Raw genomic sequence first — 19,807 nt, forward strand, 5'->3', positions numbered from 1 at the left:
CTCACTAAGCGGGTAAACCTAATAATGCTTGTTGGGAAACCAGGTTTTACATATACTTGCGCCATGCGACTTAATGACACTCTTGAAAAAGCATTCAATGACCAATTGACCCTCGAGATGCAGGCATCAAACGTTTACCGCCAGTTGGCAATTGAGCTCGACTTGCTGGATCTGTCCGGAATGTCCGCGTGGATGCGCGCGCAGGCCGAGGAAGAGATTCAGCACGCAGAGAAGTTCATTGCACACCTTGCGAACCGTGACAACCGCGCGCAGATCGGCACCATCGAGAAGCCAGAAGTAAAGGTTGGCACGGCAATCGACGCCTTCCGTCTCGCGCTGGAGCATGAGAAGAAGGTCTCGGAATCGATCCGCAATCTTTACCAGTTGGCAGCAGACGAAGGTGACATCGATTCTCGTCCACTGTTGGACTTCTTCCTGAATGAGCAGATCGAAGAAGAAGACACCGTACGCACCATTGTCGGCCGCCTGGAAATGGTCGCTGACGATGGCTCCGGCATTCTGCGAATCGACCGCGAACTGGCAATGCGCTAGTTCCGAGTAGTCTTCCCAACTCTCACTTCTGGCAGGCACCATGGATTTTTGTCGCTAGAAGGGCGCACCGATGAACGGGTGAGCATTCTTTGCGGGCAGCATACGCTGCCCCAGAGTCGCTTGCCCGTTCAGTCACTGTCGGACCGAAGTGCTCAGGTAGGTCGAATTCTCTAGGTTCTCGATCCAGGCACTAGTGATTCAGGCAAGTGTAGATGGCCGGTAGACAAAAGCCCCGGCACCAGAAGGTACCGGGGTAGTGGAGCGGATGACGGGATTCGAACCCGCGACCCTCACCTTGGCAAGGTGATGCGCTACCAGCTGCGCTACATCCGCAAAAGCATTCCCGCCGAAGCGGGTGCTTGGTGCGCAATACTGGGATTGAACCAGTGACCTCTTCCGTGTCAGGGAAGCGCTCTCCCACTGAGCTAATCGCGCGGGAAATAAACCATTTCTGGATTATTGGAGGTGGAAACGGGAATCGAACCCGTGTACACGGCTTTGCAGGCCGTTGCCTCGCCACTCGGCCATTCCACCGTGACGTTTTACCGCCTCAGTGATTCGCCTTGAAGTTATACCAGATGGTCTAGCCTCATGGAAAATCCGAGCGGATGACGGGATTCGAACCCGCGACCCTCACCTTGGCAAGGTGATGCGCTACCAGCTGCGCTACATCCGCATTGCAATCCTCAATCGGTACTCAGGAGAAGTTCCCTGCATCCCGTTTGCGGTGCGAGAAAAACAATAGCGTGATTTGAGTGGGTAAAACAAATCCCCAGGTAAGGGCCTCATTTTTTGTAGGGAGAAGGGGAGGTTTCGAGTGCATGCATCTCCAACCTGGCCGCGACCTGCTTTTGGAAACGTCAATTTCAGACATTGTGTGGGTGCAAGTCGGAGTGGGGAGCGACCTCGTGCGACTCTTGTGTCTGCAACTAGGGCAATTATGAGCTGGTTCTTGGAGCGTGCTAACTTTTCTTGTGGAACAAGGCCGTTTAGTTCCAAACTTGCAGTCCCATAGCTCAGTGGAAGAGCGTTCCGTTCACACCGGAAAGGTCGCTGGTTCGAACCCAGTTGGGACTACCGATAGTGAGCCACCTGGATTTTCCAGGTGGCTCAAATCTTTTGTTGCGCCACAAGTACTGTGGACTGCCAGCAGGAAAGACTGAACGTGATTATCGATTAGTGGATTTCGGTTACCCCCAACGGTTTTCGTCAAAACTCCTGATAGTTGCTCTTTCGGAATACGAACGGGGGTATTTGGTTCCGTCGTAGCGGAGGTTGTGGGAACTAACCAACGTTCGCGTCCGACTCATTAACTGGGCTAACAAACGCCCTTTTGTTCGCATCAGCGGAATATTTGCCATCACTTTCCAGTTGCCATGAATAAGCACGGTTGATTGTCGTGGCGAATGTGGCGAAGTATGTGACCAAACCTTTGACGAAGGGGAAATTCTTAGTGATTAGTGCGAATTCGGCTCCCTGGTGGCGTCGTATCTGGGCAAACGTCGCGGTGGCAGCTGTTGCATCCGCAGGCGTTGGTATTGGCGTGTCCGGAATCGGGTTCGTACCTGTCGCTGAAGCGCATGACTCCGTCGTTGCCTCGAATCCGGCAGACGGTGGAAATGTCGATCAATTCCCTGAGCGCATCGAGCTGACTTTCTCGGGTGAGCCACGACCAAACTTCAATACCTTGGCTATCAGTGATACGAAGACGAAGAAGATTCTCTTCACTGGTGAACCAGATTTGAACGGCAATGTCATTTCGCTTGATGTTCCTGACAACATCACTGCGACTGATGGTTCGTACATGATTGGTTTCCAGATCACGTCTTCCGATGGGCATTCAACTCGCGGGAAGACCTCGTTCACGGTAGGCGACGTTCAGTCTGGCGTTGAAGACGGCTCGAATGTGCAAGCTTCGTCATCATCTGAAACTTCCATCCCCGTATGGGCTTATGGCCTAGGTGGAGGTCTCATCGTCGTGGTTATTGCCGTCATTGTCGGTGTAACTATCTTGAACCGAAAGGACAACTAACAATGAAACTGTCCCGTCCCGTTTACGCTGCAGTTTCCGGTTTTGCTGCTCTGTCGCTAGCACTCGTCGGTTGCTCTTCAGATAATGGTACTGAAGACGCTACTAAGACTGAGTCCTCTGTGGCAGCATCTGAGTCTCAGGCTTCAGATGAGAAGGCAGCAGCGTCTGTCACTCTTGAAGACGGCTACATCAAGGAGAAGCCAGCCGAGAAGATGATGACCGGTATTTTCGGCACCTTGAAGAACAACACCGATAAGGAAATCGAAGTTACCGATTTCTATGTCGAAGGTTTGGCTGATGGCACGGTCTTCGAACAGCACGCCACCAAGGATGGCAAGATGTACAAGATCGATGGTGGACACAAGATCCCAGCTAACGGTGAACACAAGCTGGCTCCAGGTGATGACCACTTGATGATCATGAAGAACTCCGAGGCCATGGAGCAGGGCCAGGAATTCACGGTTGTCATTAAGCTGTCTGATGGCTCTGAGCTGACCCAGTCCCTGCCAGTTCGCGTTCAGGCCGCTGGCGAGGAGGACTACGCTGGTGACGGTTCTCTCGGTAATCCAGGCATGGAAGACGGAGAAATGAAGAACATGAACATGGAAAACATGGAGCACGGAAACTAGTTTCCGGCGTTTCATATTCTGTGTTAGCCGAATTCTAGACGGCTTCATGTCGTTGTAGACGGGGTCGTCGTAAAGAAGTTTACGTCACGCTAGTGGCTTGTGAACATGAGTTACGACGATCCCGTTACGTATATCTAGACCTTAGGTTTTAACGTAGTTTTCGTGACACGGATCATTGATTGGCCGTGGCCGCGACGCTACACAATAGACTTGATTTAGTTTTCGTGGAGGGAGTTGCACACCATGAGTGCACACGTATCGCGTAGGGGATTCCTCGCTGGATTAGGTATCGGAGCAGCCGCCACCGGTGCTGCCGTATCCCAGGGAGCTCCAGTCGCCAACGCGGTTGGATTGGAACGACCTAAGCCTGAGGAGCCAAAGCCTCCACTGCAGGAGGCAGTCGTTCCTTTCGACGGCGTGCACCAAGCAGGCATCCAGACCGCATCACAGGCGCATCTATGGATGATCGCGTTTTCCATTAAGGAAGGCGTCGACAAGGAGAAGCTTCGCCGACTGTTGTCGGTGTGGACGACTGATGCTCGCGATATGGCCGCAGGTAAGGCTCCTCGTACCGACCTAGAGCCAGAGATGTACCAGTCTCCGGCGAACTTGACCATCACTCTTGGTCTTGGCGAAGGGTTCTTCAAGGCTGCAGGCGTAGAGGACAAGAAGCCTGAATGGTTGAAGCCACTTCCTGAGTACAAGACTGATCAGCTTGACGAAAAGTGGAACGACGGCGATTTGTGTTTGCAGGTGTGCGCGGACGATCCAATGATGTTGTCTCACGCCAGCCGTTACATGATTCGCAATGGCGCCCCGTATGTTGACGTGAAGTGGGTGCAGGAAGGCTTCCTGCCTGCTCATGGTTCCTTGAAGCCAGGCGAAACGCCACGCAATCGTTTCGGCCAGCTTGATGGCACAGTCAACCCTCGCACTGATGACGAGTTCAACGATCAAGTGTGGATTGACGAAGGACCGGCGTGGCTTCGCGGCGGTTCGTGCCTCGTTGTTCGTCGCATTGAAATGGACATTGACGGTTGGGATATTCTCGACCGCCCGAGCCGTGAAGAAGTCACAGGCCGCACTCTTGATACTGGTGCACCTCTTGGTGGCAAGAATGAGTTTGACCCAGTCGATCCAGACGCGACCGACGAGTATGGTCTGCCACTTATCGACAAGAATTCTCACGTAGCTCTGGCGATGCCTCCAAAGGATGATCCAGAGCAGAAGCTGCACCGGCGTGTGTACACCTATGACTTGCCACCAGAGCCTGACCATCGGTTTACATCAAACACAGGTCTTATCTTTGCGTGTTATCAGAAGGATCCGTTGAAGCAGTTCGATCCAATTCAGAAGCGCTTAGACGAACTGGATCGACTTAATCAGTGGATTTTCCACATTGGGTCTGCAGTTTTCGTTATGCCTCGTGGCACGAAGGAAGACGAGTACTGGGCCCAGGACCTACTAGAGGGGTAGTCCGAACTTAGAGCTTCAGCAGGGGTAAGGTAGGTCGAGTCTGAGGGATGTCACCAGGTATGTGACATCCCGTGAACTCACAAAGGAGAACACGCGCGCCGTGTCTGACTCGACCATTGACCTTGCCCCATTTTCTGTTCCTGCAGGAGAGCCTGTTGGTCAGGCCATGCGGGATCTCGGATATCCAAACAAGGGACCTGAAGCCATCGTTTGCGTAAAGGACCCTGAGGGCAACCTCCGAGACCTGTCCTACGTACCTGAAGCAGCAACATCCATGGAGCCAGTGCCTGCAAACACTGAAGAGGGTCGCTCTGTCATCCGCCACTCCACAACACACGTGCTGGCGCAGGCGGTGCAGAAGGAATTCCCAGGAACCAAGCTGGGCATTGGACCTGCCATCGACAACGGTTTCTACTATGACTTCCGAGTTGCAGAGCCGTTTACTCCAGAAGACTTGAAGCGTATCGAAAAGACGATGAAGAAGATCATCAAGTCTGGACAGCGTTTCGAGCGTTTCGCCTTCGAAGGTCCGGAGGATGCGTCTGCACAGCTTGCCGACGAGCCGTACAAGGTCGAGCTGATCGTCGATAAGTCTCGCGGCGATGTCGATGGTGACGATGAAGCAAACGTCGATGTAGGTGGCAATCAGCTCACGGGGTACCGAAACATTAACCCGCGTACCGGTGAGACTGAGTGGTTTGATTTGTGCCGTGGTCCGCACGTACCAACGACCCGCTACATTCCAGCCTTCAAGCTAACGCGTTCTTCTGCTGCGTACTGGCGTGGCGACCAGGCAAACGATGACCTGCAGCGCATCTATGGCACTGCCTGGGAATCCAAGGAAGCCATGGATGAGTACTTGGATCGCATGCTAGAGGCGGAGAAGCGCGATCACCGTCGTTTGGGATCTGAGCTGGATCTGTTCAGCTTCCCAGATGAGATTGGTTCAGGTTTCCCAGTTTTCCATGTCAAGGGTGGCATCATTCGCAATGAGATGGAGCAGCATTCGCGTCGACGCCACATTGAGGCTGGCTACGACTTCGTCAATACGCCACACGTGACGAAGGGCGACTTGTTTGCAAAATCCGGTCACCTGGACTTCTATGCAGACGGTATGTTCCCTCCAATGAAGTTGGATGGGGAAGTAGACGCAGAGGGCAACGTGACGAAGCCTGCGCAGGACTACTACGTCAAGCCAATGAACTGCCCAATGCACAACCTGATCTTCTCGTCGCGTGGCCGTAGTTACCGCGAACTGCCAATCCGCATGTTCGAGTTCGGTACGGTCTATCGCTACGAAAAGTCTGGTGTCATCCACGGTCTGACGCGAGCACGTGGTTTTACTCAGGACGACGCGCACATCTACTGCCGTGAGGATCAGCTGGAAGAAGAGCTCACCTCGGTGCTCGATTTCATTATTTCCTTGCTGCGGGACTACGGACTGGATGACTTCTACTTGGAGCTGTCTACTCGCGACCCGAAGAAGTCAGTGGGTTCGGACGAAATTTGGGAGAAGTCGACCGAGATCCTCCAGCGCGTCGCAGATGCTTCGGGGCTTGATCTGGTTCCAGATCCAGGTGGCGCTGCTTTCTATGGTCCAAAGATTTCTGTTCAGGCTCGCGACGCGATCGGCCGTACGTGGCAGATGTCAACTGTTCAGCTCGACTTCAACCTGCCGGATCGGTTTGATCTCGAGTACACGTCACCGGATGGCACCAAGCAGCAGCCAATCATGATTCACCGTGCGCTCTTCGGCTCCATCGAGCGTTTCTTCGGTGTCCTCCTCGAGCACTACGCCGGTGCATTCCCAGCATGGTTGGCTCCAGAGCAGGTCATCGGCATTCCAGTTGCAGACGACTGCATTCCACACCTGGAAGAGTTCACCAAGGCTCTGAAGGCACAGGGTATTCGCGCGGCAGTCGATGTTTCTGACGACCGCATGCAAAAGAAGATCCGCAACCACACCCAGATGAAGGTTCCATTCATGATTCTGGCGGGTGCTCGCGATGTTGAAGCCGGTGCAGTGAGTTTCCGCTTCCTTGACGGCTCTCAGATCAATGGTGTCCCGGTTGCTGAAGCAGCCCAGCTCATTGGTGCCTGGATTACTGAGCGTCGCAACGAGCAGCCGAATAACGACACCGTTGGTGCATTGCGCGCCGGTGCTGACGTAGCAGAGGAGTAACTGTGACAGACGAGTCGTCGGGAAGCGATTACGTGGATTCAGGTGTGGGTACTCCAGATCGCCTGCAAAGGCTCTGGGCACCATACCGCATGAACTACATCGCCGATAAGGGTGTCCACGACACGTCGAAGCGCCACAATCCATTTGTGGAACTGCCGGAGCGTGACGACGAAGACGCCCTCATCGTGGCACGCGGAGAATTGGTGTACTGCGTGCTTAATCTCTTCCCGTACAACTCGGGTCACATGATGGTGGTGCCGTATCGCCAGGTCGCAAACCTGGAAGACCTGTCGGATGCCGAGATGGCGGAGCTGATGTCGTTCGGTCAGGAGGCGATTCGGACGCTGAAGCGTGTCTCTAACCCGCACGCTGTCAATGTTGGGTTTAATCTAGGACGGGCGTCCGGAGGTTCCGTCGGTGATCATCTGCATATGCATGTGGTGCCGCGGTGGTCCGGAGATTCGAACTTTATGACGATCATTGATGGCACCAAGGTTTTGCCACAGCTGCTGCGGGACACCCGGGCGCTGTTAGCAAAGTCGTGGGGCGGGTAGTTTTCGTCGTGCTATCGACGATGTTTAGGGCTGAAAGCGAAGGAGCGTAACCAGGATGCTCAGCGTACGCGGGCGCAAGCCGATTCGGCCTATCGTCGAACCTCTTGCGAGGGGCTTGAACAATCTTGGGGTCAGCCCAAATGCTGTCACCATCATCGGTACAGTGGCAGCGATTGCAATTATCGTCGTTCTGATTCCTACCGGCCATCTACTGGCCGCAGCGATTCTGACTGGCCTGTTTACCGCGTTGGATCTGCTTGACGGCACGATGGCGCGGTTGCGTGGTGGTGGCACGAAATTCGGTGCCACCCTTGATGCTAGCTGCGATCGGCTTACCGACGGCGCTCTGTTTGGCGCCATCGCGTGGTGGTTAATTTACTCGCATGATGCTCCGGGGCCATTGATCGTCGCAACGATTGTGACGTTGGTGTGTTCGCAAGTGATCTCGTATGTCAAGGCACGTGCTGAAGCGTCAGACCTCAAAGTCGATGGTGGCTTAATCGAGCGTGCGGAGCGCTTGATCATCTCCTTGGTTGGCCTTGGTTTGGAAGGCATAGGCATTCCGTATGCCATTGACATCGCACTGTGGCTGCTGGCTGTTGGATCTGTGTTCACCGTGATTCAGCGGCTGTTGATGGTGGCGCGCCAGCCAGGTGCCACTGATCCCATTGCTGCACCCGCAGGAGCTGAGTAGCTATGTCAATACTCGACAGTATTAAATCAACGGTGACAGCCTACGGCTACATCGCGGGATGGAAGGTTGTTGCTCGCCTTCCAGAGGGCATGGTCCATGCGATTGCACGCAAGGTGGCAGATAAAGCGACAACTGACAAAGAAGGTCGCGTGGGTGCTGGCCCTGTTCAGCTACGTAAAAACCTGGCCCGCGTGTTGAAGTGTCAACCAGAAGACGTTCCAGATTCTCTGGTTCGAGAATCGATGCGACGATACCTTCGCTATTGGGTTGAGGCATTTCGCCTGCCCCGGGTAGCCGGACCATATATGGCCGAACGAGCCACGGCGCATGGGATCGGACTCGATCAGGTTTATGCTGCACACGCTTCCGGTAAAGGACTAGTCCTTGTTTTACCACATATGGGCAATTGGGACATGGCTGGTATGTGGCTCGCCGAAGAAGTCGCGCAGTTCACGACAGTCGCCGAACGTTTGAAGCCAGAGTCTCTTTACGATGCATTCGTAGAGTTCCGCGAAAGCCTGGGTTTCCGCATTCTTCCGCACATCGGCGGTCAGCCTCCTTTCGATGAATTGAAGCGAGTACTCACTGATGGTGGCATTGTCTGTCTTCTTGGTGACCGTGATATGAGCGCACGCGGTGTCGAAGTCGACTTCTTCGGAGAGAAGACAACGATGCCAGCGGGCCCAGCTTTACTCGCTCGAGAAACCGGAGCAACACTTCACTCAGTGGGGTTGTGGTTCACACCGCCCTCGGCTATCGACACGTATGGCGGTTGGGGCATGAAGATCGCGGAGCAGATCCCGACGCAGGGACGTGAGCTTCCGGCCATCGTCCAAGACATCGCAACCTGTATGGAGGAAGATATCGCGGCTCATCCAGCTGACTGGCATATGCTCCAGCCATTGTGGATGGCAGATCGGAAGCGTCGTCGTAAAGATCGTTAACGACGGTCGTGCTGAGCCGTACCGTAGAGTCGCTGGTACGAAGCCCCACCACGTGCAGTTAGAAAGGAATCGTCTGTCCATGCGAATTGGAATGGTGTGTCCGTACTCGTTTGATGTACCGGGTGGAGTTCAGGCACATGCAGTCGATTTGTGTAACGAGTTCATTCGTCGAGGGCACGACGTTAGTCTGATCGGGCCGGCAGGCGATTCCGCTGATGTCCCTGAATTCGTTGTTCGCGGTGGAGCGGCGATTCCCATTCCGTATAACGGCTCTGTCGCGCGATTGTCCTTCGGGCCGATCACCCAGCGCAAAGTTCGAAAATGGATTGAGCGCAATGACTTCGATGTGCTCCATATTCACGAGCCCAATTCGCCCAGTTATTCAATGTTGTCTCTGCGTGCGGCAGTGGGACCAATCGTTGCGACGTATCACTCGGCAGCAACCGAGTCACTGATCTTGAAGCTCGCTGTGCCATTTCTCCGGCCATTGCTCGAGCGCATTCGCGGTGGCATAGCAGTGTCTGAAGTCGCTCGACGCTGGCAAGTGCAGCAACTCGGTGGCGATCCGGTGCTGATTCCCAATGGCGTCCGAGTGAAAGACTACGAGGATGCCCCAGAGCCTGAGGAAGTTCCTGAAGTTGGCCTTCCTGCAGACGGTACGAAGCGGCTAGTTTTTCTCGGGCGTTTCGACGAACCCCGAAAAGGCCTTCCCGTGTTGCTCGATGCACTGTCCGCAGTGCGTCGTAAGTTCCCGGACCTAGAAGTCATGGTTATCGGTGATGGCGACAAATCTCAGGCTGTTCGCCGCGCGGGCGAAAATGCAGACGTGTTGAATTTCGTTGGTCGTTTGTCTGAAGAAGCAAAGGCTGCTGCGTTGAAGTCCGCGCACGCCTACATTGCGCCACAACTTGGTGGAGAGAGCTTCGGCATCGTCTTGGTGGAAGCGATGGCTGCTGGCGCTCCAGTGATTTCTAGCGATATTGATGCATTCCAACTCGTTCTGAACCATGGAGAGTACGGGTTGCACTTCCGCAATGGAGACTCTGCAGATTTGTCCCGTCAGATTTTGCGCATGCTTAGTGACGACGCCTTGGCAGCAGACTTCATTGACAAGGGCCACGTTCGTGCCTGGGAGTACGACTGGTCCAGCATCGCTGACCAAGTGTTGACCGTGTACGACACTGTTCGTATGGACGGCGAGCGAGTCGTGTTGGCCTAAGCATTTACCGCTAAGGTATCCAGCATGGTTTCAGTTCCGGTGTGGGCAGTAGTCCTCTGTATCCTTCTCGTTGTTCTTGCTTTTGTGGGCTTGATTGCATCCGCGACAGCAACGCGACTGAACCGGATGCATATCCGTACTGACCTCGCTCGTAGCGCTCTGGAAGCTGCTCTTGGCCGTCGCGCTGCAATTGCCCGCGCAACATACCCGGAGCTCGCCGAGATGACGACGAAGGCTGAAGCACTGCGACTGACTGCAGACGATCCCTTTGCGCGCGTTGATGCTGAAAATCAGCTCACTGCTCAATTGACCCAGCTCGTCGAGAAGCAGTGCCCGGAACCAGCGCTTGCTATCGAACTCCACGATGCGTACACGCGCGTTGAGCTTGCCCGTCGCTTCTACAATGATGCGGTCACTGATACTCGAGCTTTGCGACGACAGCCGTTTGTCAAATACCTCCGTCTGGCCGGTACCGCGCCAGTTCCTGAGTACGTCGATATGTTTGTCGCCTCGCAGAGCGATTAGCAGTCGTGCTTCGCGTATTTGCTCACCACTAGGCGCGTGAACAGCGCCACATATCGGCAGGTATAGTGACTGAAATAGGTTAGGGATGGGGCCGTGGTTTGTCGCGGTTGTCCGTCGTCAACCGCGTTGAAATCTAGCCTTGACAAACACAGTGAATGTATTGACGAAAACAGGGAGTTCGTAGTTGAGCAACGAAGCTAACATCAAGCAGGGCACGGCTCGCGTAAAGCGCGGTTTTGCGGAGATGATGAAGGGTGGCGTCATCATGGACGTCGTCACCCCGGAACAGGCGAAAATCGCTGAGGATGCCGGTGCAACCGCAGTGATGGCGCTGGAACGCGTCCCAGCGGATATCCGTGCAGAGGGTGGCGTTTCTCGAATGTCTGACCCGGACATGATCGAGGGCATTATCAACGCAGTTTCCATCCCGGTGATGGCAAAGGCTCGGATCGGACACTTTGTAGAAGCTCAGGTTCTCCAGTCTCTTGGTGTTGACTTCATCGATGAGTCCGAGGTGTTGACTCCAGCGGACTACGCAAACCACATCGACAAGTTTGATTTCACAGTTCCATTTGTCTGTGGTGCTACCAACCTGGGCGAGGCACTTCGTCGTATCAACGAGGGCGCTGCCATGATTCGTTCGAAGGGCGAGGCAGGTACGGGCGACATTTCTAATGCAGTGACCCACATGCGTACCATTCGCGCGGAGATCAACCGTCTGAAGTCGATGGCTCCAGACGAGCTGTATGTTGCTGCAAAGGAACTGCAGGCTCCATACGAACTCGTCCGCGAAGTAGCCGAAACTGGCAAGCTGCCAGTCGTCCTGTTCACTGCGGGTGGCATTGCAACTCCAGCTGACGCTGCAATGATGATGCAGCTCGGTGCTGAAGGCGTATTCGTTGGCTCCGGTATCTTCAAGTCTGGAAACCCTGCCGAGCGTGCAAAGGCAATTGTGCAGGCAACCCAGCACTACGATGATCCGAAGGTTATCGCGGATGTTTCCCGTGGCCTCGGTGAGGCAATGGTCGGAATCAATGTTGACGAGATTCCACAACCACACCGGTTGGCTGAGCGTGGCTGGTAAGCCAGCGCTAGGCAAATCCCACTAATATTGGAAGTATGTCCGCGCGGGCACTGCGAGTGAGCACTGCACGCGGGACTACTTCCTTTTGCATTTCTGGTTCTTTTTAACTGATTCTTTTCTAGGGGCAGGCAGCAGTTTATGGCGGATATTCGCAAGATTCTTGATCTGGAACGTATCGATCTCGACATTTTTCGAGGCCCTATTATTGAGTCGATCCTGCAGCGTACGTTCGGCGGACAGGTAGCTGCACAGTCCTTGGTCGCCGCGACGAAGACGGTGGAGCCGAAATACTCCGTGAACTCGTTGCACGCTTATTTCGTGGGCCCCGGCCGTCCGCACATGCCAACCACGTTCCTGGTAGACCGCATCAAAGATGGTCGCACGCTGTGTCACCGGCACGTTCGTGCAGTCCAAGATGGTCGTACCATTTTTATGATGCAAGTGAGCTTCTTCCGTCGTGGCAACGAGGGCATCGAACACACAGATCGCATGCGTGAAGTTCCGCACCCAGACGACGTCGTCATGGATACCTCCGAAATGTCGCACACGCGAAAGCTGCTGTTAAAAGAGTGGCAGGATTGGGACATCCGCGTCATTCCTGAAGACCAGTACCCGCACAATCCTTACACAGCATCGCACCAGGTCGTGTGGCTCAAGTCGAAGAAGAAGCTGCCTGACGACGAGACTTTCCACATGTGCACCCTCGCTTACATGTCCGACATGACGCTGTTGTCATCGGCGTTAGTGCCGCATAAGGGCGTAGAGGTGCAGGAAGCCAGCCTTGACCATGCCATCTGGTTCTTGCGTCCATTCCGCGCTGATGAATGGCTACTGTACGACCAGATTTCGCCTTCTGCAGACAGCGGACGGGCATTGACACATGGACGCATCTTCAACCAACAGGGCGATCTCGTCGCAGTGGTCACACAGGAGGGATTGACACGGAAGCTCGAGCCGGGAGTTCAGCCAGTGCCGTGTTTGCCTAAGTTTGAACGGCAAAGTGAGAATTTCGACTAGTGGCTGTTCCGACAATTGGCGTTTTAGCGCTACAAGGCGGAGTAGAAGAACACCGGCATATCCTCAATCTTCTCGGAGTCGAGTCCCGAAAGGTACGGCTACCGCGCGATCTCGACGGTATTGATGGCCTGATCTTGCCTGGTGGCGAGTCCACGACCATGAGCAAGTTGATGGTCTTCAATGAGCTCGAGGAGCCCTTGCGGGCTGCACTCCACAACGGGCTGCCGGCATTTGGGACGTGTGCTGGCATGATTCTGTTGGCTTCGTCAATATTGGATACTCGCGACGACGCTGTGGCACTGGGGGCGTTGGATATTGTCGTGCGCCGAAACGCATTTGGTCGTCAGGTTGATTCTTTTGAATCGGACCTAAACTTCGCTGGTATCCGAACCATCAGCGAGAATTCGCGACCACTACATGCAGCGTTCATTCGTGCGCCGTGGGTGGAAAGCATCGGCGACGTCGTCGAAGTGCTGTCGACGGTGTCGGTGCCGGGCGTAGATCGTCGCGAAGCAATAGTCGGAGTGCGACAAGGCAATGTGATGGCGACGAGTTTTCATCCAGAGTCGACGGGAGAAACGCGCGTTCATGAGTATTTTTTGCGTGAGTGCGTGCGCGTGGCATAGGGCCTGGCTCCCGACAGGGCTATAGTGGTTCAGCGAAAGTTCTTATTTTGTTCAACAAGGAGTTGGGAACCACCAGATGGCTGGCCATTCAAAGTGGGCTACTACCAAGCACAAGAAAGCGGCTAACGACGCTAAGCGCGGTAAAGAGTTCGCAAAGCTGATCAAGAACATTGAAGTTGCTGCACGTACCGGCGGCGGCGACCCTTCCGCGAACCCGACGCTGGAAGACATGATCCGCAAGGCCAAGAAGGCATCGGTTCCAAACGATAACATCGAGCGCGCTCGGAAGCGTGGCTCCGGTGAAGAAGCTGGTGGCGCTGACTGGGAGACCATCACGTACGAAGGCTACGCACCTGGTGGTGTCGCAGTCATCGTTGAGTGCTTGACGGATAACCGTAACCGCGCAGCGTCAGATGTACGTTCTGCCTTCAACAAGCAGAACGGCAACATGGCCGATAACGGCGCGGTGTCGTACATGTTCGAACGCAAGGGCATCATCATGGTGCCAAAGGGCGAGCTGACTGAAGATGATCTGCTGATGGCAGTTCTCGATGCCGGCGCTGAAGAAGTCAATGATTTCGGCGACCACTTCGAGGTTGTCGCCGGCTTCACCGACATGATGGCCGTGCGTAGCGCGCTTGTCGACGCCGGCATCGAATACGATTCCGCAGAACAGGACTACCGCGCAGAGAACGTCATCGCACTTGATGCTGAAGGTGCCCGCAAGTTCATGCGCTTGGTTGATGCCCTAGAAGACTCTGACGATGTGCAGAACGTCTACTCGAATGCTGATATCAGTGACGAAGTCATGGCGGAACTCGACAACGACTAGTGTGTCAGTGACGTGAGCCAACGCCGTGCGTGTTGCCGGTGTAGCTCCATATACGCGAAAAGTCCGTAGTACCTTGCCCAAAATAGGGAAGGCGCTACGGACTTTATTGTTGAACCGTGTTGTCGCTAGGCAAACCACTGCGTCGGTGGACCAGCAAGAAGAAGCAGCACAAACACAATCATGACTACAGCAGCAATGATTGCGGCTGAAAAGCCAGGGCGACGAACAATCGTCGCGAGGATCGTTTCGAAGATGCCGCGAGGATTTTCGTTGAGGTCGGTGAAGCGCCATGGGCTGTCGAGGAGCCCAGCTTTTTCAGTGGCACGCTCGAACGGAACGGTCATGAACGGGATGATTGACGAAGCCAGGCCGAGGATGCCACGCGCGACCGACCAACGCTGATTGATCCATACGATAATCGTCACAGCGGCGTAGGAAAGAAAGACAAAGCCGTGAATACCGCCGAAGATGGTCGATGCCAGTTCGGTAGTTTTTGTTACGTACTTCAACACAAGACCGAACAACAGCAGGGCCCACGTCACCATTTCTGCAATAGCTAGGCGACGGTACAAGCTCTTGGGTGAGTTCATAACCATTAACGTACTGTGCCAGCTCGCCCGATGCTAACTGCGCTACTCTGTATTCGATAGTATTATCGAACGCACACATGTTCGGGTAATTCTGGCGTGGGATTCACACTGAGATCGACAACACAAGATCAACCGATCGACAGGATCCCGGTCGCAGACAACAAAGGAGACAACTCCGAGTGGCAACTACGCCCCAGTACATTCGCGTCATGGGTATTGACCCAGGCCTCACGCGGTGTGGCTTGTCAGTCGCGGACGGCGGACAAGGCCGTGGGGTCGTGCCCATTGCAGTGGGTGTCGCACGCACTCCTTCGGATGCTTCCCTGGAGGATCGCTTGCTTCGGTTGTCCAACGCCGCCGAGGAGTGGATGGATCGGTATGAGCCCGATGTTGTGGCGATGGAGCGTTTGTTCGAGCGCGGCAATGTGTCCACTGTCATGCATACGGCACACGCGGTGGGGGTTCTCGTGCTAGCCGCAGCTCGTCGCGGAATCCCGGTGTACATGTACACACCGTCCGAGGTGAAGAAGGCACTTACCGGCAACGGGCGGGCAGATAAGAAGCAAATGACCGCGATGGTCACTCGTATCCTTGGGTTGTCGGCACCTCCAAAACCAGCGGATGCTGCCGATGCACTGGCAATCGCTATTTGTCATTGCTGGCGTGCGCCACTGCTACGTCGTCAGCGGGAGGCTCAATCTGCTGTCACTAACAGGCTGCAAGAGTTACACAACCAACACAACAGGCAGAAGGAAGAAAAGAAATGATCGCATCGTTGCGGGGCACGGTTTTAGACATGGGCGCTGGCTTCGTTGTCATCGAGTGTGCTGGTGTTGGTCACCTGCTACAAGTGACGCCGAAAACTCAGGCTCAACTCACCCGTGGTGAAGAAGGGTTCGTGCTGACGACGCTCATTGTCCGTGAAGATGCAATGACGCTGTATGGCTTTACCAACGCCCCTGAGCGCGAGATGTTTGACCTGTTGCAAACCGTATCGGGGTTGGGTCCTCGTATTGCCATGGCGGTCTTGACCGTGCTTTCTCCGAGTGAGATTGCGCACGCAGTGATGCACGGCGACGCGAAGCGATTGCAGGCTGCCAACGGTGTGGGCAAGCGCATGGCCGAAAGAATGTTGGTTGAATTAAAGGGCAAGGTTGATGTGTACGTCGATGCGTCGGCAAGCAGTGCCGACGCAAGCGCAGAAGGTCAAACTCCACGTGGTGCGGGCGTAGCATTGGCAGCTGATATTCCGCAGGTAGTAGCCGCGCTGGTGGGTCTTGGCTTCAAGGAAGACGAAGCGCAGGTCACGGTGGAGGCGGTTGTTGGAGACGATGCAACGATGGACACGTCGGCGGCGTTGCGGGCATCACTCAAAGTGTTGGGTCGTTAAGGGTAGCCAAGTAGAACCAGGGAAGAAGTAGGAACGTAGAACATGAGTGATGTCGAGCGCACAGAGTTCAATGTGCCGTCTCCCCGTGACATGTCCGTGGACTTTCAGCGCGACGTCGATGCACAGGCGCATATTGACGATGTAGATGCAGACTCTGGTCTGCGTCCGAAATCACTGGACGAGTTCATCGGCCAACCCAAGGTTCGGGAACAGCTGAGCCTGGTACTGGCGGGTGCCAAAGGACGTGGTGTAGCGCCCGACCACATTTTGATGTCCGGACCGCCAGGTTTGGGAAAGACGACAATGGCGATGATCATTGCCCAAGAGATGGGCTCATCGCTACGGATGACATCCGGGCCAGCATTGATTCGCGCAGGTGACTTGGCAGCTATGTTGTCGAACCTCCTCGAAGGCGATGTCCTGTTTATCGACGAAATTCACCGCATCGCCCGGCCCGTCGAAGAGATGTTGTACATGGCTATGGAGGATTTCCGTATCGACGTGATCGTCGGCAAGGGGCCGGGTGCAACGTCTATTCCACTGGAGATTCCGCCCTTCACTCTGGTTGGGGCGACAACTCGCTCTGGCATGCTCACAGGTCCGTTGCGCGACCGTTTTGGTTTCACAGCTCAGATGGAGTTCTACGATACGAATGACCTGACGCGAGTCGTTACCCGTGCAGCAGGAATCCTGGGCGTTGACATCACTGCGGAAGCGGCCGAAGAAATCGCATCTCGATCGCGTGGTACGCCACGTATCGCGAACCGACTACTGCGTCGTGTTCGTGACTTCGCTGATGTACATGCCAACGGTGTCATCGACCTGGGTGCGGCGCGAGCGGCACTCCTTGTCTTCGATGTCGACGAACTGGGGCTTGACCGGCTAGATAGGGCAGTGCTCACTGCATTGGTCAAGGGTCATGGCGGTGGCCCCGTTGGAGTTAATTCGCTGGCATTGGCTGTCGGTGAAGAATCGTCGACCGTCGAAGAGGTCTGCGAGCCCTATCTTGTGCGAGCAGGCATGATTGCACGCACTTCACGTGGTCGGGTAGCAACAGGCGCAGCGTGGCATCATCTCGGCTTGACACCACCTGAAGGGGCACTCGGCCAGTACTAGTGGGGTCAACGGGGGAGACCGCCACGCCGGGTCAATTGGGTCACGATTAGGCATACCCCGATAGACTCGTGCCTCATGGAACCATTCATGCTTCTCGTACTAATTGCCATCTTGTTGGCAGTACCGCTCTGGCAGACCTTCCGACAGAACAAGCAGCTCCGTGAGATCCGTCAAATGCAGGAACAGCTCGTTCCTGGCATGGAAGTTGTTACTGGCTCCGGCATGCACGGCATCGTCGTCGATACGACCGACGAGACGGTCGATCTCGCTGTAGCGGACGGCGTCGTAACGCGTTGGCAGCGTGGCGCCGTCGCTCGCAATCTCACTGTTGAGCAGCACAAGGCTGCCAAAGAAGAGAAGTTTGCGGACGACGCAGCTCAGTTGAACAACGAGAACTCGGACACAACCAAGAAGGACTAATTCGTCCTTTCTTATTCCCACTAAACGTCAAATTTTCTACAGGAGCATTTCCTTGGCTAGCTCAAATCGCGTCAAGGGGCGCCGAATGAACGCATCGTGGCCGAAATGGCTGCTCGCGCTGTTCGTGCTCATTCTGGCAATAACCTACTCACTGGTTTTCTTCACAGGAAACCGCGAAGCAACTCCGAAACTCGGCATTGACCTGCAGGGTGGTACGCGGGTGACACTGGTGCCGCAGGGCGAACAGCCGACTGCAGATCAGCTTAATCAGGCACGAACCATTCTGGAGAACCGTGTCAACGGCATGGGCGTCACAGGCGCTCAGGTGGTCGCCGATGGCGACACCTTGGTCATCACAGTGCCAGGCGAAGATTCGCAGGAAGCCCGTGCGCTCGGTCAAACCTCGCAGTTGTTCTTCCGTCCAGTGTTGGAAAACCCTGGTACACCTGACCAGAACAAGCTAGAGGGCATCTTCACTGACATGGCATCACAGTGGGTAGAAGTTGGCCTGCTGACTCCAGAGGAAGCTAACAAGCGAGTTGGCGACTTCTACAGTGAAGTGAAGAAGGGCAGCCAGGCTGCCATCGATCAGTTCAAGCAGCAGAACCCAGGACAACCAGTACCAGCTGAGTTGAACGTCAATGTCGGTGAAGCGCCGAAAATCGACGCTAAGGCTCCTGAAACTCCTTCCAACTCGCTCGAAGCCGCGGATCTGCGCACAAAGGTCCGAGACGTACTGCTTGAGTCACGCCAGACGGAAGACCCAACCGAGCAGGTCGCAGCTGCGGCGTTGATGCAGTGTGGTCAAAATGATGGCACTGATGCGCTGCAGGGTGCTGATGATCCCGCCAAGCCGCTGGTGACATGTAGCCCAGACGGTCAGGGTGCCATCATTCTGGCACCTGCACCAGAACTCGTCGGGCAAGAAGGAAAGCCAGATGCTGAGCGCTTGTCTGGTAACCAGATTGATACCGATGCGCCAATCAACGGTGGCTTTGATCAGCAGTCGGGCGAGGTACAAGTTTCCTTCAGTTTCAAGTCCAATAAGGGCGAAGCTGGTGGGCGTACCTGGACCAAGCTGACCGAGGAAAACCTGCAGAAGCAGGTTGCCATTGTCCTTGACTCTCAGGTGATTTCTGCACCAGTCATTCAGGAAGCAACTGGTGTAGGCCAGGCGACTCGTATTACTGGTGACTTCACCATTGACGAAGCACAGACGCTTGCGAATAACCTTCGCTATGGTGCTCTACCATTGAGCTTCGCGGGTGAAGATGGCGAACCAGGTGGCACCGCAACGACGATTCCAGCAACGCTTGGTTCCGCGTCGCTGCAGGCTGGTCTGATTGCAGGCCTGGTGGGTATTTTGCTCATCATCGTTTACGCCGTTGCTCTATACCGTGGTCTTGGCGCTATCTCGATTATTTCTTTGGCTGCAGCAGGTGCCATGATCTACGGACTCCTCGTATTGCTGGGGCGCTGGATCGGCTACTCGCTGGATCTGGCGGGTATCGCAGGCATTATCATTTCGATTGGTACGACCGCTGACTCCTTCATTGTGTTCTTCGAACGCATCAAGGACGAGATCCGCAACGGCAGGACATTCCGATCCGCAGTGCCACATGCTTGGCGTAATGCTCGTCGTACGATTCTCGCTGGTAACTTCGTATCCGTTATCGCCGCTGTGGTTTTGTACATTCTGGCTGTGGGCGATGTCCGTGGCTTCGCGTTCACACTTGGCTTGTCGACGGCGTTCGACATCATCACCGCCTTCCTGGTCACCGCCCCATTGGTGATCCTTGCAACCAGGAAGTTCCCTGGTTTGGCTAAGCCATCGATGAATGGCTTTGGTGGAATCATGAAGATTGCCGAGCAGAATCATCAGCGTCGTTTCGCTGCCGCCTCGACCAAAGAGGAGAAGTAAAGAC

General features: G+C 55.0%; 20 protein-coding genes and 5 tRNA genes. 20 read left to right on the plus strand and 5 right to left on the minus strand.

Annotation, left to right across the window (positions count from 1 at the left end; all coding sequences use genetic code 11):
- Nucleotides 1-63 precede the first annotated feature (63 nt).
- A complete protein-coding gene (locus WG938_RS05430) occupies nucleotides 64-552 on the plus strand; it encodes a ferritin (RefSeq protein WP_339978280.1) in 489 nt (162 codons plus the stop codon).
- A 257-nt stretch (nucleotides 553-809) separates the two neighbouring features.
- Here WG938_RS05430 and WG938_RS05435 read toward each other — a convergent pair.
- From WG938_RS05435 to WG938_RS05450, 4 genes are all read right to left on the minus strand, one after another.
- Nucleotides 810-885, minus strand: a tRNA-Gly gene (locus tag WG938_RS05435).
- A gap of 27 nt (nucleotides 886-912) precedes the next feature.
- Nucleotides 913-987: transfer RNA gene (locus WG938_RS05440), tRNA-Val, on the minus strand.
- Between the two features lie 25 nt (nucleotides 988-1,012).
- Nucleotides 1,013-1,086: transfer RNA gene (locus WG938_RS05445), tRNA-Cys, on the minus strand.
- A gap of 69 nt (nucleotides 1,087-1,155) precedes the next feature.
- Nucleotides 1,156-1,228: transfer RNA gene (locus tag WG938_RS05450), tRNA-Gly, on the minus strand.
- A 329-nt stretch (nucleotides 1,229-1,557) separates the two neighbouring features.
- Here WG938_RS05450 and WG938_RS05455 point away from each other — a divergent pair.
- From WG938_RS05455 to WG938_RS05520, 14 genes are all read left to right on the plus strand, one after another.
- Nucleotides 1,558-1,629, plus strand: a tRNA-Val gene (locus WG938_RS05455).
- Nucleotides 1,630-2,005: 376 nt separating this feature from the next.
- On the plus strand, nucleotides 2,006-2,584 hold the full coding sequence (locus tag WG938_RS05460; protein ID WP_339978282.1) for a copper resistance CopC family protein: 579 nt from the start codon (nucleotides 2,006-2,008) through the stop codon (nucleotides 2,582-2,584).
- A gap of 2 nt (nucleotides 2,585-2,586) precedes the next feature.
- Nucleotides 2,587-3,213 (plus strand): copper chaperone PCu(A)C, encoded by a 627-nt coding sequence (locus WG938_RS05465; RefSeq protein WP_339978284.1) that lies wholly within the window; start codon nucleotides 2,587-2,589, stop codon nucleotides 3,211-3,213.
- A gap of 243 nt (nucleotides 3,214-3,456) precedes the next feature.
- Nucleotides 3,457-4,689 (plus strand): Dyp-type peroxidase, encoded by a 1,233-nt coding sequence (locus WG938_RS05470; protein ID WP_339978286.1) that lies wholly within the window; start codon nucleotides 3,457-3,459, stop codon nucleotides 4,687-4,689.
- A 100-nt stretch (nucleotides 4,690-4,789) separates the two neighbouring features.
- Complete coding sequence (gene thrS / locus WG938_RS05475) at nucleotides 4,790-6,871, plus strand: threonine--tRNA ligase (RefSeq protein ID WP_339978288.1); 2,082 nt, start codon at nucleotides 4,790-4,792, stop codon at nucleotides 6,869-6,871.
- Nucleotides 6,872-6,873: 2 nt separating this feature from the next.
- The gene (locus tag WG938_RS05480) at nucleotides 6,874-7,425 is read left to right on the plus strand and encodes an HIT family protein (protein ID WP_339978290.1); all 552 of its coding nucleotides are present in this window, start codon (nucleotides 6,874-6,876) and stop codon (nucleotides 7,423-7,425) included.
- Between the two features lie 55 nt (nucleotides 7,426-7,480).
- Nucleotides 7,481-8,119 carry a phosphatidylinositol phosphate synthase gene (gene pgsA / locus WG938_RS05485; protein WP_339978292.1) on the plus strand — a complete coding sequence of 213 codons (639 nt, stop codon included), beginning with the start codon at nucleotides 7,481-7,483 and terminating at the stop codon, nucleotides 8,117-8,119.
- 2 nt (nucleotides 8,120-8,121) lie between these two features.
- Nucleotides 8,122-9,063, plus strand: coding sequence for a phosphatidylinositol mannoside acyltransferase (locus tag WG938_RS05490; RefSeq protein WP_339978294.1), 942 nt, complete (start codon nucleotides 8,122-8,124; stop codon nucleotides 9,061-9,063).
- 79 nt (nucleotides 9,064-9,142) lie between these two features.
- Nucleotides 9,143-10,282, plus strand: coding sequence for a glycosyltransferase family 4 protein (locus WG938_RS05495; protein ID WP_339978296.1), 1,140 nt, complete (start codon nucleotides 9,143-9,145; stop codon nucleotides 10,280-10,282).
- Between the two features lie 24 nt (nucleotides 10,283-10,306).
- Nucleotides 10,307-10,807, plus strand: a complete 501-nt coding sequence (locus tag WG938_RS05500; RefSeq protein WP_339978298.1) for an NUDIX hydrolase — start codon at nucleotides 10,307-10,309, stop codon at nucleotides 10,805-10,807.
- Nucleotides 10,808-10,991: 184 nt separating this feature from the next.
- Nucleotides 10,992-11,891: a pyridoxal 5'-phosphate synthase lyase subunit PdxS gene (gene pdxS, locus WG938_RS05505; protein ID WP_339978300.1), complete on the plus strand. Its 900-nt coding sequence runs from the start codon at nucleotides 10,992-10,994 to the stop codon at nucleotides 11,889-11,891.
- Between the two features lie 138 nt (nucleotides 11,892-12,029).
- Complete coding sequence (locus tag WG938_RS05510) at nucleotides 12,030-12,908, plus strand: acyl-CoA thioesterase (protein ID WP_339978302.1); 879 nt, start codon at nucleotides 12,030-12,032, stop codon at nucleotides 12,906-12,908.
- The gene (gene pdxT / locus WG938_RS05515; RefSeq protein ID WP_339978304.1) at nucleotides 12,908-13,534 is read left to right on the plus strand and encodes a pyridoxal 5'-phosphate synthase glutaminase subunit PdxT; all 627 of its coding nucleotides are present in this window, start codon (nucleotides 12,908-12,910) and stop codon (nucleotides 13,532-13,534) included. Before WG938_RS05510 ends, pdxT begins: the two co-directional genes overlap by 1 nt.
- A gap of 76 nt (nucleotides 13,535-13,610) precedes the next feature.
- Complete coding sequence (locus tag WG938_RS05520) at nucleotides 13,611-14,366, plus strand: YebC/PmpR family DNA-binding transcriptional regulator (RefSeq protein ID WP_339978306.1); 756 nt, start codon at nucleotides 13,611-13,613, stop codon at nucleotides 14,364-14,366.
- A gap of 125 nt (nucleotides 14,367-14,491) precedes the next feature.
- On the opposite strand, the gene WG938_RS05525 is transcribed toward WG938_RS05520, so the two are convergent.
- Nucleotides 14,492-14,956: a DUF3817 domain-containing protein gene (locus WG938_RS05525; protein ID WP_339978308.1), complete on the minus strand. Its 465-nt coding sequence runs from the start codon at nucleotides 14,954-14,956 to the stop codon at nucleotides 14,492-14,494.
- 209 nt (nucleotides 14,957-15,165) lie between these two features.
- Here WG938_RS05525 and ruvC point away from each other — a divergent pair, with 209 nt between their 5' ends.
- From ruvC to secD, 5 genes are all read left to right on the plus strand, one after another.
- Entirely contained in the window at nucleotides 15,166-15,723 is a 558-nt protein-coding gene (gene ruvC / locus WG938_RS05530; RefSeq protein WP_339978857.1) for a crossover junction endodeoxyribonuclease RuvC, read from the plus strand.
- Nucleotides 15,720-16,346, plus strand: a complete 627-nt coding sequence (gene ruvA / locus WG938_RS05535) for a Holliday junction branch migration protein RuvA (RefSeq protein ID WP_339978310.1) — start codon at nucleotides 15,720-15,722, stop codon at nucleotides 16,344-16,346. Before ruvC ends, ruvA begins: the two co-directional genes overlap by 4 nt.
- A 42-nt stretch (nucleotides 16,347-16,388) precedes the next feature.
- Nucleotides 16,389-17,462: a Holliday junction branch migration DNA helicase RuvB gene (gene ruvB / locus WG938_RS05540; RefSeq protein WP_339978312.1), complete on the plus strand. Its 1,074-nt coding sequence runs from the start codon at nucleotides 16,389-16,391 to the stop codon at nucleotides 17,460-17,462.
- 75 nt (nucleotides 17,463-17,537) lie between these two features.
- On the plus strand, nucleotides 17,538-17,882 hold the full coding sequence (gene yajC / locus WG938_RS05545) for a preprotein translocase subunit YajC (protein WP_339978314.1): 345 nt from the start codon (nucleotides 17,538-17,540) through the stop codon (nucleotides 17,880-17,882).
- An 85-nt stretch (nucleotides 17,883-17,967) separates the two neighbouring features.
- Nucleotides 17,968-19,803: a protein translocase subunit SecD gene (gene secD, locus WG938_RS05550; RefSeq protein ID WP_339978316.1), complete on the plus strand. Its 1,836-nt coding sequence runs from the start codon at nucleotides 17,968-17,970 to the stop codon at nucleotides 19,801-19,803.
- Nucleotides 19,804-19,807 lie beyond the last annotated feature (4 nt).

It is taken from the genome of Corynebacterium sp. H113 (assembly GCF_037572315.1).
GTDB lineage: Bacteria > Actinomycetota > Actinomycetes > Mycobacteriales > Mycobacteriaceae > Corynebacterium.

Coding starts and splice junctions, on each gene's coding strand:
- ruvA (WP_339978310.1), top strand. CDS start 15,720: ATGATCGCATCGTTGCGGGGCACGGTTTTAGACATGGGCGCTGGCTTC.
- WG938_RS05490 (WP_339978294.1), top strand. CDS start 8,122: ATGTCAATACTCGACAGTATTAAATCAACGGTGACAGCCTACGGCTAC.
- WG938_RS05525 (WP_339978308.1), bottom strand. CDS start 14,956: ATGAACTCACCCAAGAGCTTGTACCGTCGCCTAGCTATTGCAGAAATG.
- WG938_RS05510 (WP_339978302.1), top strand. CDS start 12,030: ATGGCGGATATTCGCAAGATTCTTGATCTGGAACGTATCGATCTCGAC.
- WG938_RS05495 (WP_339978296.1), top strand. CDS start 9,143: ATGCGAATTGGAATGGTGTGTCCGTACTCGTTTGATGTACCGGGTGGA.
- WG938_RS05500 (WP_339978298.1), top strand. CDS start 10,307: ATGGTTTCAGTTCCGGTGTGGGCAGTAGTCCTCTGTATCCTTCTCGTT.
- WG938_RS05470 (WP_339978286.1), top strand. CDS start 3,457: ATGAGTGCACACGTATCGCGTAGGGGATTCCTCGCTGGATTAGGTATC.
- yajC (WP_339978314.1), top strand. CDS start 17,538: ATGGAACCATTCATGCTTCTCGTACTAATTGCCATCTTGTTGGCAGTA.
- ruvB (WP_339978312.1), top strand. CDS start 16,389: ATGAGTGATGTCGAGCGCACAGAGTTCAATGTGCCGTCTCCCCGTGAC.
- pgsA (WP_339978292.1), top strand. CDS start 7,481: ATGCTCAGCGTACGCGGGCGCAAGCCGATTCGGCCTATCGTCGAACCT.
- WG938_RS05430 (WP_339978280.1), top strand. CDS start 64: ATGCGACTTAATGACACTCTTGAAAAAGCATTCAATGACCAATTGACC.
- ruvC (WP_339978857.1), top strand. CDS start 15,166: ATGGGTATTGACCCAGGCCTCACGCGGTGTGGCTTGTCAGTCGCGGAC.
- WG938_RS05465 (WP_339978284.1), top strand. CDS start 2,587: ATGAAACTGTCCCGTCCCGTTTACGCTGCAGTTTCCGGTTTTGCTGCT.
- WG938_RS05520 (WP_339978306.1), top strand. CDS start 13,611: ATGGCTGGCCATTCAAAGTGGGCTACTACCAAGCACAAGAAAGCGGCT.
- secD (WP_339978316.1), top strand. CDS start 17,968: ATGAACGCATCGTGGCCGAAATGGCTGCTCGCGCTGTTCGTGCTCATT.